Source organism: uncultured Mailhella sp. (assembly GCF_944324615.1).
In the GTDB taxonomy this organism is placed as follows: Bacteria; Desulfobacterota; Desulfovibrionia; order Desulfovibrionales; family Desulfovibrionaceae; genus Mailhella.
Genome location: NZ_CALUWY010000024.1, coordinates 24,828 through 38,232, shown reverse-complemented (window position 1 = coordinate 38,232; position 13,405 = coordinate 24,828). Strand labels below are relative to the sequence as shown.

Annotated in this window: 10 protein-coding genes; 1 reads left to right on the top strand and 9 read right to left on the bottom strand. The window is 63.0% G+C overall.

The window, feature by feature from the left end; genetic code table 11:
* The 3 genes from Q0K07_RS07120 to nadC all read right to left on the bottom strand — a co-directional run.
* On the bottom strand, positions 1 to 1,383 hold a 1,383-nt coding region (locus Q0K07_RS07120), incomplete at its 3' end, for an FAD-binding protein (RefSeq protein ID WP_294558038.1).
* A 239-nt stretch (positions 1,384 to 1,622) separates the two neighbouring features.
* Entirely contained in the window at positions 1,623 to 2,681 is a 1,059-nt protein-coding gene (gene nadA / locus Q0K07_RS07115; protein WP_294558037.1) for a quinolinate synthase NadA, read from the bottom strand.
* Between the two features lie 44 nt (positions 2,682 to 2,725).
* Positions 2,726 to 3,706: a carboxylating nicotinate-nucleotide diphosphorylase gene (gene nadC, locus Q0K07_RS07110; protein WP_294558036.1), complete on the bottom strand. Its 981-nt coding sequence runs from the start codon at positions 3,704 to 3,706 to the stop codon at positions 2,726 to 2,728.
* 300 nt (positions 3,707 to 4,006) lie between these two features.
* On the opposite strand from nadC, the gene mgtE reads away from it, so the two are divergent.
* A complete protein-coding gene (mgtE, locus tag Q0K07_RS07105) occupies positions 4,007 to 5,665 on the top strand; it encodes a magnesium transporter (RefSeq protein WP_294558034.1) in 1,659 nt (552 codons plus the stop codon).
* A gap of 424 nt (positions 5,666 to 6,089) precedes the next feature.
* Here the strand turns inward: mgtE and Q0K07_RS07100 are convergent, their stop codons facing one another.
* From Q0K07_RS07100 to Q0K07_RS07075, 6 genes are all read right to left on the bottom strand, one after another.
* Entirely contained in the window at positions 6,090 to 6,551 is a 462-nt protein-coding gene (locus Q0K07_RS07100; RefSeq protein WP_294558032.1) for a hydrogenase maturation protease, read from the bottom strand.
* A 371-nt stretch (positions 6,552 to 6,922) separates the two neighbouring features.
* Positions 6,923 to 7,183, bottom strand: coding sequence for a hypothetical protein (locus tag Q0K07_RS07095; RefSeq protein ID WP_294558030.1), 261 nt, complete (start codon positions 7,181 to 7,183; stop codon positions 6,923 to 6,925).
* 2 nt (positions 7,184 to 7,185) lie between these two features.
* On the bottom strand, positions 7,186 to 8,574 hold the full coding sequence (gene argH, locus Q0K07_RS07090) for an argininosuccinate lyase (protein ID WP_294558028.1): 1,389 nt from the start codon (positions 8,572 to 8,574) through the stop codon (positions 7,186 to 7,188).
* Between the two features lie 127 nt (positions 8,575 to 8,701).
* Complete coding sequence (locus tag Q0K07_RS07085; protein ID WP_294558026.1) at positions 8,702 to 9,910, bottom strand: argininosuccinate synthase; 1,209 nt, start codon at positions 9,908 to 9,910, stop codon at positions 8,702 to 8,704.
* A gap of 410 nt (positions 9,911 to 10,320) precedes the next feature.
* A complete protein-coding gene (locus Q0K07_RS07080; protein ID WP_294558024.1) occupies positions 10,321 to 11,292 on the bottom strand; it encodes a TAXI family TRAP transporter solute-binding subunit in 972 nt (323 codons plus the stop codon).
* Positions 11,293 to 11,392: 100 nt separating this feature from the next.
* A complete protein-coding gene (locus tag Q0K07_RS07075) occupies positions 11,393 to 13,402 on the bottom strand; it encodes a TRAP transporter permease (RefSeq protein WP_294558022.1) in 2,010 nt (669 codons plus the stop codon).
* Positions 13,403 to 13,405 lie beyond the last annotated feature (3 nt).

Genomic DNA, 13,405 nt, shown 5'->3' with positions numbered 1-13,405 from the left:
GATGATGCCCACATAGTTCCACATGATGTGGCGTATGGTGGCCCAGTCCTGCGCAATGAGCGCCGGGTCGTCGTTGTGTTCGTTGCCGGTATGCTTCCAGTCCGCGATTTCGGCGAACACGCGCGTATCCAGAGGTTCCGACACCATGCGGGAGGCGATGTCCTCCCCGGCGGAAATGCCCCACAGAAGCGCTTCCAGAAGCGAGGTGCTGGCAAGGCGGTTTGCGCCGTGAATGCCGGTGCAGCTGCATTCGCCCACGGCATACAGGCGGTCCAGCGTGGTTCTGCCGTGCAGGTCCACAAGAATGCCGCCGCAGAAATAATGCGCCACGGGCACGATGGGCAGAGGCTGGGTGCGCATGTCGATGCCGATTTTCCGGCAGCTTTCAAACACGGTGGGGAAGCGGCGCGTCACGTCGCATTCCAGCGTGGAGCAGTCGAGCAGCATGTGATTTTCGCCGGTGGCGAGCATTTCGCTCACAATGGCCTGGGAAACCACATCGCGGGGGGCAAGGTCGCCGCGGCTGTCGTAGCGGGAAACGAAGCGTTCGCCCTTGCTGTTGACCACATGGGCGCCCTCGCCGCGCAGAGCCTCGGTGAGCAGCGGAATCTGCTGGGCATGGTTGAAAAGCCCCGTGGGATGGAACTGCATGAATTCCATGTTGGCAAGGCGCACGCCTGCGCGGTGCGCCATGCTGATGCCGGAACCCGTGGCCCAGGGGTTGTTGGTGGAATACAGGTACACCTGCCCCACGCCGCCCGTGGCAAGCACGGTCATTTCCGCAAGATGCAGCTCCACTTCGCCGGTGGCATCGTTGAAGGCATAGGCGCCCACGCACTGGTTGGTGAGCTGGTAATGATAGGCGTTCGACCGGGCATGGTGTTCCGTGGTCACAAGGTCCACGGCCGAGCGGCCGCCGAGTACGGTGATGCCCGCATGGGCGGCCACGGCGGCATGGAGATGCTCGATGATGGTTCTGCCCGTGTAGTCCGCACAGTGCGCGATGCGCGGCACGGCATGCCCGCCTTCCAGGGTCATGTCCCAGCCGCCGGAGGCGTTGCGGTCGAAGGGCACATGAAGCTTGTCGATGAGCAGCTTCTGCACGGCCTCGCCGCCGTGACCGGCGAGAAAATGCACGGCCTCGCTGTAGTTGTAGTCGTGCCCGGCCACAAACATGTCGTGCTCAAGGGATTTCTGGTCTTCCGGATCGGTGGAAAACACGATGCCGCCCTGAGCCATGGCGGAGTTGCCGCCGTCCAGCCCCTCGGTGGGCATGAGAAGATGCACCTCGAAGCCCTTGTCGGCCATGGTGAGCGCGGCCGCACAGCCGGCAAGGCCGGAACCGATGACAAGAACCTGGGAATGATAACGTAATGCGTTCATAGCAATATCCAAACTGCGGCAGGCTCCGCAGTACACGGGTGCGCGGGCAACCCGTTTTTTACCGGTCAAAGATCACGCGGACTCATGCCCGGGCCGTCGTCGGCCGCGCAAGCGCCTCGGGCGCTCCCGGAAAGGAAAGCGCGGCAATGGCGCAGCCCGGAAGAGCCTTCCGCACAGGGCTGCGCCTCTCCATGGAGCCGGCTTTTCCGCCGCCGGTTCCATGGTATGCTGAAAACATCCTAACGGCAACGCTCCAGCATGCGCACGATGGCATCGCGCGCGGGGGCCTTCAGGGATTCTTCCACCGTGACCGTGCCCGCGCCTTCTTCCAGATACTCCAGCGTGGAAAGGAGCTTCTGCGCGTCCACCTTTTCCATGTCCGCACAGGAGGCCTGCGCCAGAGGAATGATATTGAGCTTGCCGGCGTAGCGCTCCATGAGGCGGTGCACAAGGTGGAATTCCGTGCCGATGCACAGCGTATGCTCGCGGCCTTCGGCGGCGGCCTTCTCCACTTCCTTGATGAGGTAGGCCGTGGAGCCTGCGCCGTCGCAGCGCTGCACCACGTCCGGCGTGCATTCGGGGTGCACGAGCACGCGGCAGCCGGGGAAATGACTGTGGAAGGCATCCACCATGTCGGGCTTCATCAGGCTTTCATGGATGGGGCAGCAGCCCGGCCAGAGCAGAAGCTTTGCGCCGCGCACCTCGTCCCTGTCGAGATCATTGCCCGAGGCGGAAATGAGCACCTGCTTTTCCGGCGCAATGCCGAGCACCCGCGCCGTATTGCGGCCGAGGTTTCTGTCGGGCAGGAAAAGCACGGCATCGCCCTGCTCCATGGCCCATTCCAGCATGGTCTTTGCATTGGAGGAGGTGCACACGGCCCCGCCGAAACGCCCCACCACGGCCTTCACGGCCAGAGAGGAATTGACGTAGGCCAGAGGAAGCACCTTTCTGCCGGAGGCGGAGAGGCGCTCCAGCACCCTTTCCACATCGGCGGCACGGGCCATGCGGGCCATGGCGCAGTCCGCGCCGTGATCGGGCAGAAACACCCTCTGCCCGGGACGGGCCAGAAGGGCGGCGGATTCCGCCATGAAATACACGCCGCAGAACACGATGTTGCGGGCCTCGATGTCGGGGATGCGGCGGGCCAGTTCCAGAGAATCGCCCACGATGTCCACATGACGGATGATTTCGTCGGCCTGATAGTGATGACCGAGAATGACGAGATCCGCGCCGAACTTCTTCTTCAGCTCCGCGATGCGGGCATGGGTCGCATCCTGTCCGCAAACCTTATGATCCATAAACAAACCTCAAGATGTTTTCCGGGGTGCCCCCCGGTGCACGTTCATTTGACGCCGCGCTCCATCTTCATGCTGAAATCGGCCGAAGGCGCGGAATGAGTGATGCGGCCCACGGAAATGAAGTCCGCCGGGCGTTCGCGGCAGGACTCTGCCAGGCCGCGTATGGTTTCCAGCGTGACGCCGCCGCTGATTTCCGCCTCGATGTCCCGGGGAATGAGGGGGAGCACCTCGGCCAGCAGGGCGGGCCCCATGTTGTCGAGCAGAATGCGCTCGGGACGGCTTTTCACGGCCTCCGCAACCTCGGCCGCATCGCGGCATTCCACCTCGATGGGCGGGCAGGGGCTGTAGCGGCCGCGCAGGGCCTGCACGGCAAGGGTAATGGAACCGGCCGCGTCGATGTGATTATCCTTGATCATCAGCATGTCGCCGAGATTCATGCGGTGATTGCAGCCGCCCGCCACGCGCACGGCATATTTTTCCAGGTAGCGGTGGCCGGGAAGCGTCTTTCGCGTATCGAGCAGGCGCACGCCCGTGCCTTCCAGGCGCTGAACGTATTCCCGCGTGAGGTCGGCCACGCCGGAAAGGTGCGTCATCAGGTTGAGGATGATGCGTTCGGCCTTCAGAAGCTGCACGGTACGGCCGTGAAGACGCGCCACCACGGTACCGTTTTCCACCAGCGCGCCTTCCTGCACTTCCGCATGCCAGGCATCGGGCGACATGCCCGTCACCGCAAGTACCAGACTGATGAGGGGAAGCCCCACCACAAGGGTGCGCTGCTTGGCCACGATGTAGGCGGAAGATTCCTCCTCCGCGGGAAAAATGCCGAGACTGGTCAGATCGGGCCCGTCTTCCTCAAGGGCCATGCGGATGAGCCGCACGGCAAAGGCGCACGCCGTTTCGGAAAAAACCGCCGCAGTATCGGCAGGAACAAAGACACCTTCCACAAAAAGCCCGGAGCCTTCCGCCGCCATATTGGAGCTTGCCCCTGCGGCGTGAGCATGATATTCAAAATCGTCTTTGGACATGTCCGCCTCTTTACTTTTCCCTTTCCGGGCAGGTACCCGGAACGGCAATCGCCGTGGAATGGAGTGAAGCAACAGGCTAGGCGACCTCTCTCGATTCGTCAAGAGTGTTTGGGGAGAATGCAGGATATGAGTAAAAAAACACAATCGAACATGGAAAAAGAACCCGGTTCTCCCATGATTCAGGCCTCCGGGAGCCGTCTCCTTCCTTCTGAAGCCCCTGTTGCCGAAGCCCCCTCCCCCTCCGTACCACCCGCTCCGGATTCAGCTTCCCTCGCGCCCTTTGCAGAGGAAGCTTCCGCCATGTCCGCGCCTTCCGCTGGCGCAGAATCTTCCGCCGCGTCTTCCCCTGCTCCTTCCGCAGAGGCCGCACCTTCCGCAGGCGCCGCGTCTTCTTCCGAGTCCGCGCCCTCCGCAGGCGCTGAAGCCTCCGCCGAAGCTTCTCCCGCGCCTTCCGCCCCGGAGTCCTCTTCCGTAAAGGATGTCCGGGCGCGCGCCCTGGCAAGGCAGGCGGAGGAAAAGGCCGCGGCCTTCTATGACCCCGCCCCGAAAAAGGCCTCTTCCCCGGAAAAGGCGGCAGACGTCCCGGCCGATGCGGGCCACGCCCGGGAAAAGGAAGAGGAGGAAGACCTTTCCCAGTACGAAACCAGCGCCCGGGAAGCGGGGCTGGAACTGTGCGGGAGCGACATCAGCAGCGACGATTTCATCCACCCCGCCGACCGCGCGGAACACCTTGAACAGCTGCCCCTGAACAAGCAGCTGTGCGTGCTCACGCACCTTCCCACGGAAGAGGCGGCCGAGGCCCTTGCCGAACTTGACGAGGAAGTGGCAGGCGACGTTCTGGAAAACATGGATGCCGACGAGGCGGCCCGTCTCATTGCGGAAATGGACCCCGACGACGCCGTGGACATTCTGGACGAAGTGGAGGAAGGCCACCGCGACATTCTGCTGAGCAACCTGCCCGCCGACGACGCCGAAGAGCTGCGCATGCTGCTCAGCTTCGACCCGGACACCGCCGCCGGCGTGATGAACACCGACATCATCACGGTTTCCGTGAATTCCACGGTGGATGAGGCCATCATGCTCATCCGCAGCGAGCTGGAAGAAAAGGAAATGCCCTACTACGTCTATGTGGTGGACAGGCAGGAAACCCTGGAAGGGGTCATTTCCCTGCGCGACCTCATGCTGGCGCGGCCGGGAACCATGCTGGCAAGCATGGTGAACCAGCAGGATGTCATTTCCGTGCAGTTCGATACCGACAAGGCGGAAGTGGCGCGCCTGCTCGGGCACTACAACTTCCTCTGCCTGCCCGTGGTGGACAGGGATGAACACCTCATGGGCGTGGTCACGCACGACGACGTGCTGGACATCATTCAGGATGAGGCCAGTTCCGACATGCTGGGCATGGTGGGTGCAGGTCAGGACGAAAACGTGGATACGCCGTGGACGCGCTCCATACGCATCCGCCTGCCGTGGCTCGTCATCAACATGTTCACCTCGTCCCTTTCGGCCTTCATCGTTTCCCTTTTTGAAAGCTCCATTGCGCAGATGGCCCTTCTGGCCGTGCTCATGCCCATGGTGGCCAATCAGGCGGGCAATACGGGGCAGCAGGCCCTTGCCGTCATGATCCGTCAGCTCGCCACGGAAAGTTTCGACGCCCGGCGTTCCTGGGGCGCGGTGTTCCGGGAAAGCAAAATCGGCCTGGGTTCCGGCATCTTCATGGCGGCGCTTGCATATGCGGGCGTCATGGGCATCAGCGGCAACGCGCGCCTTGCCTCGGTCATGGGTGTGGCCCTTCTTCTGGATATGCTGCTCGGCGCCATGGCGGGCGGGGCCATTCCCCTTGTGCTGCGCGCCCTCGGCCGCGATCCGGCGCAGGCTTCCAGCATCTTCCTCACCGCCCTTACCGACTCCGGCGGCTTCTTCATCTTCCTCGGGCTGGCCACGGCGTTTCTGCTCTAGGGCATGCCTGACGGACAGGGCCGGGGGCAGAAAGGCCTCGTTCCCTTTTCAGCGCCCGGCTGACGCGAAGGCCCGGCTGCTCTGCCACGCCGTGCCGGAGGCGGGGTCTTCCCCCGTGCCCGCTGAAGGCGGAAGGACGTTCCGCCGCTTCCTCCCGCGGCCCGGCCGCCCGAAGGCCGCCCGGTGCCCTGAGTGTTGAAAAGGGCTTTTCCTCTCAGCGCAGCGTGCTGCAACCGTGGCCAAGCTGCGAAGATCCCCGTGCGGGCATGCTGAGAGCCATGTGCCTCGCCGGGGCGCGAAGGCCCGCCTCTTCGCACTCGCTGCGGGCACAGGGGCCTGCCCGGCTTCTGCACCGCGTTCTTCCTGAAGGCCCGGCCAGAGCTTCCGCCGGGAAACACCGTGGGCGCCTTCCGCCACAGGCCGCCTACGTTTCTTCCGTCATCCTGCGTATGCGGGCGCGCACCATGGCAAGGTAGGCGGGCATGTTCCGCCTCACCGGTGCGGAAAGTTCCATGCTCCAGCCCGTCACATCCACAGGTTCCATGCCCGCCACATAGAGTACGGGATGCCTGCCCCGCAGGTTTGCAAGGTCCAGGGCATCCAGCAGGTCGCATTCGTGCAGACTGAGTCCGCCCTCCGCCCGGGCCAGATCGGCGCGCGAGAGCCAGCAGCATGCGCCCGGCTCCGCCCCGAAATGCACGGCATCCAGAGCCACCACCACATCATAGCCTTCCAGCAGGAAAAAACAGTCCGCAAGGGAGGTGCCTATTTCCAGCATGTCCGCGCCGCGGGGAGGCTCTTCTGCCAGAAGGCGCACGGCATGCACGCCCATGCCGTCATCCGCTTTCAGAACATTGCCCATGCCGAGAATCAGCACCGAAGCCATGGCCTCCCCCTTTTCCCCATGATGCCCGCCCAGGCGGCAGAACACCATGATAAAGAAGGCTGCGCCTTTTCCCGCAGGACGCCTTCCGGCACAGGGCAAACCGCGGACCGGGTGCGCGGCGCGGTGACGGGCGCATGCCCTCACGAAAAAGCCCCGGCAAAATACCGGGGCGCGTGTGAAGCCGCGTTATTCAGCCCCCGGCAGGTACGGTACCCGACCGGAAGACAGCGCCTGCCGGCCCGCACTTTTCCTCCCGGAGCCGGCACTTTCCCCTGTGAAACCTGCCCTCACCTTTTCCCGGAAGCCGTTTCTCATGCAAAAGCCCCGGCGGAATGCTCCACCGGGGCTTTTCAACGGGCAGAGCCCGGAACTTAATAGAAGAAGTTCTCCCCTTCCGGGGTGATCTCCACATCCTGCGTTATGGGGTCGATGAGGCGGCAGTAGCCGTAGTTCAACCATTCATCAAGCACGTTCAAAAGCTCCTCCCGCGCGAAGCCCTCTTCCACGGAATGTTCCAGAATTCTGGGGAAGAAGCCCGCAGGCAGAGGACGCGGCGCGGAATGGACGGCCTTTTTCAGCCAGTCCCGCGTTTCCGCGGGTGTGGCGGGGACGTGCTTTTTTCTGCGCGGCATGGTTACTTTCCGCCCTCTTCCAGCCAGCGGCCCATCTTTTCCAGCTGACGGGCCACGGATTCGGGGCCGGTGCCGCCGGGCACGTTGCGGCGGGCCACGGCGGTGTCGTAATCAAGGGCGGTGTACACGTCCTCGTCGATGAGCGGGCTCAGGGAGCGCAGCTCTTCCAGCGTGAGGTTTTCCAGCCCCACGCCCTTTTCCTCGGCCATGGCCACGGCGCGGCCGGAAACATGATGCGCTTCACGGAAGGGCATGCCCCGGGTCACCAGATAGTCGGCCAGTTCCGTGGCGTTCAGGAATCCTGCGGCAAGGGCCTTTCTCATGCGTTCGGGGTGGAAGGTGATGCCGCCCAGCATGTCCGCCATGAGGGAAAGGGAATGGCGCACCGTTTTGTCGGTGTCGATGAAGGGAATCTTGTCTTCCTGCAGGTCGCGGTTGTAGGTGAGGGGAATGCCCTTCATGATGGTCATGAGGTTGAAAAGATTCCCGTAGGCGCGGCCCGTCTTGCCGCGCATGATTTCGGCAACATCGGGATTCTTCTTCTGCGGCATGATGGAAGAACCGGTGGAATGCTTGTCCGAAAGGGTGATGTAGCCGAAGAGCGGGTTGGCCCACCAGATGATTTCCTCGCAGAAGCGGGAAAGATGGCCCATGCACACGCTGCCGCAGAACAGGGCTTCCAGTGCAAAGTCGCGGTCGGCCACGGCGTCCATGCTGTTGTCGAAGGTGCCGTACATGCCGAGTTCCCCGGCCACCATGGCGGGATCCAGATGATAGGTGGTTCCGGCAAGGGCGGCGGCGCCCAGGGGGCTGACGCGCACGCGGCGCTCACAGTCGGCCATGCGCTCGGCGTCGCGCTTCAGCATCCAGGCATAGGCCAGAAGGTGCTGGGCAAGACTCACGGGCTGGGCGGGCTGCATGTGGGTGCAGCCGGGCAGGAGCACGTCGCGGTTTTCTTCCGCGCGGCGCACGAACACGCGCACCAGTTCGCGGGTCAGGCGCATCCATTCACGCAGCTGATCGGAAACAAAAAGACGAAAATCAAGGCAGACCTGATCGTTGCGGCTGCGGCCGGTGTGCAGCTTCTTGCCCACTTCGCCCACAATCTGGGTAAGGCGGGTTTCGATGTTCATGTGTACATCTTCCAGTTCCTGCTTCCAGGGGAAGGAACCTTCCTCGATTTCCCGCTTCACCTGGTCGAGGCCTTCGATAAGCCTGTCGGCCTCTTCGGCGCTGATGACGCCCTGCCTGCCCAGCATGCGCGCATGGGCTTTGGAACCGGCGATATCCTGCGCGTAGAGCGCGCTGTCGAAAGAAATGGATTCCGTATAGGCTTCCACGGCAAGGCTGGTGCTTTCTTTGAAGCGGCCGCCCCAAGGCTTGTCGGACATGGTAACTCCAGGTGTTTTCGGGCGCATGGCCCAGTGAGGCGAAAAAAAACAAGGCCCGCGCCGCCTTCCGGCCAGGGAAGGCGGCCGCGGGCGCGACTCGCGGCCCCGGGCTTTTCCCGGGCCGGCATTACTTCAGAAAGCGGCTCACGCGGTCGGCATAACCGCGGATGCGCAGGCTCTGCAGGCGGATGAAGCCCGCAGCGTCCTTATGATCGTAGGTGGCGCATTCCTCGAAGGTGGCGAGGTCCTGGCAGTAGAGGCTGTGGGGAGAATAACGACCCACGGGCCAGGCGTTGCCCTTGTAGAGCTTCAGGCGCACTTCGCCGGTCACGCCGCGCTGCATCTGGTCGATGAGGGCCTGCATGGCTTCGCGTTCGGGAGAGAACCAGAAACCGTTGTACACGGCGGCCGCGTAGCGGGGGATGATGGTCTCGCGGGTGGCGAGGGCTTCGCGGTCGAGGCAGATGCCTTCCAGGTCCTTATGGGCGATGTGCAGCACGGTGCCGCCGGGGGTTTCGTACACGCCGCGGCTCTTCATGCCCACGAAGCGGTTTTCCACCATGTCGAGGCGGCCGATGCCGTGCTTGCCGGCAATCTTGTTCAGGGCCACCACCATTTCACGGGGCGTGAGGCGTTCGCCGTTCAGGGTGACGGCGTCGCCCTTCTCATAGCCGATGGTGATGTATTCCGGTTCGTTGGGAGCCTGTTCCACCGGCACGGCCATGATGTAGCTGTTCGGGCCGGGTTCTTCCCACGGATCTTCCAGTTCGCTGCCTTCAAAGGAGCAGTGCAGCATGTTGCGGTCCATGCTGTAGTGCTTGTTGGAGGAGTTGACCGGAATGCCGTGCTTTTCGGCAAAGGCGGTGAGGGCGGTGCGGCTCATGAGATCCCATTCACGCCAGGGAGCGATGATTTCCAGGTCGGGAGCCAGGGCGTTGATGGAAAGTTCGAAACGGACCTGGTCGTTGCCCTTGCCGGTGGCGCCGTGGGCGATGGCCACCGCGCCTTCCTTGCGGGCGATTTCCACAAGGCGCTTGGAAATGAGCGGGCGGGCGATGGAGGTGCCCATGAGGTAGCGCCCTTCGTAGGTGGCGCCGGAACGCAGCATGGGGTAGATGTAATCGCTTGCGAACTCGTCGCGCAGGTCTTCAATATAGGCCTTGGTCGCGCCGGTCTTCAGGGCCTTGGGTTCCACGCCGTCGAGATCGTCTTCCTGACCGAGGTCGGCGGTGACGGTGATGACCTCATAGCCGCGCTCCACGATGAGCCACTTGAGGATGACGGAAGTGTCGAGCCCGCCGGAATACGCAAGGATCACTTTATTGTTCTTAGCCATGGCAAAACCTCACGGGCAGATGCGCCCATGGTTGACGTTAAACCGCCGGAGCGGAAAATCATGCCGGAAAAACCGGCTTTCAGGCTTACGGTGCTCTTTCCGCGCGCCCGCGGGAGCCGAGCGCGGAAGAAACCTTCTTGTAGGAAGATTCTCACGCTTTGTAAAGCCCTGCTCCGGCCTGTTCCGCTCCTGCGGCGGAACGGCCCGCCCGGAAGAAGCCGGCCCCCTTCCCCCCTGCCCCGCCTGCCGGAAAAAACGCGGGGCGCGCTCCAAAAATTCCCTTCTTCCCATGCCCTTCCCCCTGCCCGGCTCCGCAGAAAAAGGGCCTTTCCGTCACCGTGCCCCCCAAAGATACAGAAAGGCCGCCCCCATGAAGCGGAGGCGGCCCCAAAAGCGGCGGAAAAGGCGGCCTACTTCAGCACGCCCACTTCCTTGTAGTATTTCGCCGCGCCGGGATGCAGAGGAATGCCGGCAAGGTCGGTGACGGCGCCCTCAAGGGTGATGTCCTTCATCACGGCATGGGAATTCTTCACGATGTCCTGATTTTCCCAGAAGCACTTGGTGAGGTCGTACACCACATCTTCGGACAGAGAGGCGTCGGTGATGAGGATCATCTTCACCGCGGTGGTCTGCACGGCTTCATTCTGGTCGGGATAGGTTCCGGCGGGAATCTGGAACTTGGCGTACCAGGGATATTCCTTGCTGAGGGCGGCGAAGGTGGCATCGTCGATGTTCACGAGGCGGCCGTCGGCGGTGGCGCACATTTCGGAAACGCCCGCATTGGGAAGCCCGGCCATGATCCAGGTGCCGTCGATCTGCTTGTTGCGCATGAGGTCGCCCGCTTCGGCGGGGCCGACGTACTGGGGCTTGATGTCGCCGGGATAGTTGAGGCCCGCGGCCTTGAAGTGCACCTGCGTTTCACCGATGGTGGTGCCGCCGGCCACGCCCGGAGCAAAGACCTTGCCCTTGAAGTCGCTGAGAGTCTTCACATTGCTGTCGGCACGGGCGATGACCTGGTTGGGATTGTAATAAAGGCCCGCAATGATGCGCACGTCGGGATATTCATGGCCCTTGAACTTGTCCAGTCCCTTCATGGCCTGATAGGTGATGCTGGTGATGGCGAAGGAAACCTGCGCTTCCTTCATGCTGAGCAGCTGGAGGTTCTGCACGCCGCCCTTGGAAGACTGCACGCTGGCCTTCACATAGGGGAGCTTGGTGCTCCACAGATTGCCGAGGGCCGCGCCGATGGGATACAGCGTGCTGGTGGTGGCGGCCGTGGGAATGCTGATGGTCACGGGCGCGCGGTCGGCGGCGGAAGCGTCCATGGCGCCGAACACCATGGAGACGGCGGCCATCATGGAAAGCAGAACTTTACCGTACATAAATCACTCCTGAACCTGTTGGGGTTTCCCTTCCCCCCGCAGAGGGGGGAAGGATGGGAAAGCAGAATGCTGTGCGGGGGAAAAGGCCCTCCGCAGCGCGTCAGTTCTGGGAAACGGCCCTTTCTCCGGCGCGGAAGGCGGCGGTGGAGCGCCGGTTCAGCACGGTTGCCGCCAGAATGACGGCTATGCCTATGGCGTCGGTGGAAAGGCCGGGATCGATGGTGAGCACCGCGCCTGCAATGAACATCAGGCTCTGCAGCAGGGTGCACGGGCCGAAGAGCCAGCGTTCCAGGCCCACGGCCAGGGCGCACACGCCGAAGCTTGCGGTGATGAAGGCCCACACCGTGGCCAGGGCGGGATTGTCGGAGCTGTAGAGCAGCAGCGGATTATTGAGGAAGAAGAACGGCAGAATGAAGCCGGAAAGGCCCAGTCTCACGGCAATGAGCGAGGTTTTGGTTTCGTTGGAATGGGCGATGCCTGCGGCCACATAGGAAGACATGGCCACCGGAGGCGTGATGTTGGAAAGGCAGGCATAGAAGAGGCAGAACATGTGGGCGGACATGGGCTGCACCCCCACGCCCGTGAGCACGGGCACGGCCACGGCCGCCACGATGACATAGGCCGCCACGCCCGGCACGCCCATGCCGAGAATGGTGCTCATGACCATGACGAACACGCCGCCGAGGTAGAGCTGTCCTTCGCCCACATACTTGAGCACCTGGAAGCCGAAGGTGAGCCCCAGCCCGGTAAGGGACACGGAACCTATGATGATGCCGATGATGACGCAGGAAACGCCCACGCCCACGGCGCCTTTGGCGCCTTCCTCAAGGGCCTGAATGATGCGCGCAGGCCCCATGCGGGTTTCCCTGGAAAGCCAGGAAGCGGCCACGGTGGCGAAAATGGCGAGAGCCGCGGCAAAAAGCGGCGTATAGCCCATGAGCATGACGGCCATGAGCACCACCAGAGGAATGATGAGGTGCCCGCGCTTTTTGATGACCACCAGCGCGTCGGGGATATATTCCCTGGAAAGGCCCTTGAGGCCCAGCTTTCTGGCCTCGAAGTGCACGGCCATGATGAGGGCAAGGTAATAGAGGAAGGCGGGAATGGCCGCCGCAAGCATGACCTTGGTGTAACTCACGCCGAGAAATTCGGCCATGATGAAGCCCACCGCGCCCATGATGGGCGGCGCGAACTGCCCGCCGGTGCTGGCCACGGCCTCCACGGCCCCGGCGAATTCCGCCTTGTAGCCCGTCTTTTTCATGAGCGGGATGGTGATGGCGCCCGTGGTGGCCACGTTGGCCAGGGCACTGCCGTTGATCATGCCCATGAGGGCGCTGGCGATGACGGAAACCTTGGCAGGCCCGCCTGCACTGCGGCCCACCAGGGTCAGGGCAAGGTCGTTGATGAATTCGCTGAAGCCGCTGATGCGCAGAAACGCGCCGAACAGCACGAAGAGGAAGACGTAGGTGGCCGAAACGCCCACGCCCACGCCGAGAAGGCCCTGACTGCCCCAGAACATGTGGTCCATCACGCGGGTGAGGGAAAAGCCCACATGGCCGAAGGCTCCGGGCAGGTATTTGCCGAGGAAGGCGTAGGCCAGAAAGACCAGCGCAAGCACGGCGAGGTTGGGCACCACGCGGCGCGCGCACTCGAAGGCCACCAGCACGCCTATGCCGGCCACCACATAATCCTGCGTGGTGAACCAGCCGCCGCCCATGGCGATGTCGTCATAATGAAGAATGAGATAGCCGAAGGCATAGAACACCGCGGCCACGCATACCGCATCCCACAGGGTGGGAAGCGCCCTGTCGCGCTTTTCGCGGCGGCAGGCGGGGTACATGCACGCGGCAAGCACCAGAAGGAATATGATGTGGAAGGAACGCAGCTTCATGGCATCCATGGTGCCGAACACGGAGGCATAGAGCTGGAACAGGGAAAACACCACGCAGATGACGGCCAGCACGCGGGAAAACACCCCGTGGAAGCGCCGTGTGCGCGATTCCGTTTCCTTTTCCTCCACCAGGGCCTGCGCCCGTTCCTGTTCCTCCAGCGTCGCGGCGATCTCTTCCGCCGCCGGGACCTCATGTTTCTGATCCAGATTGTTGTCCATCAA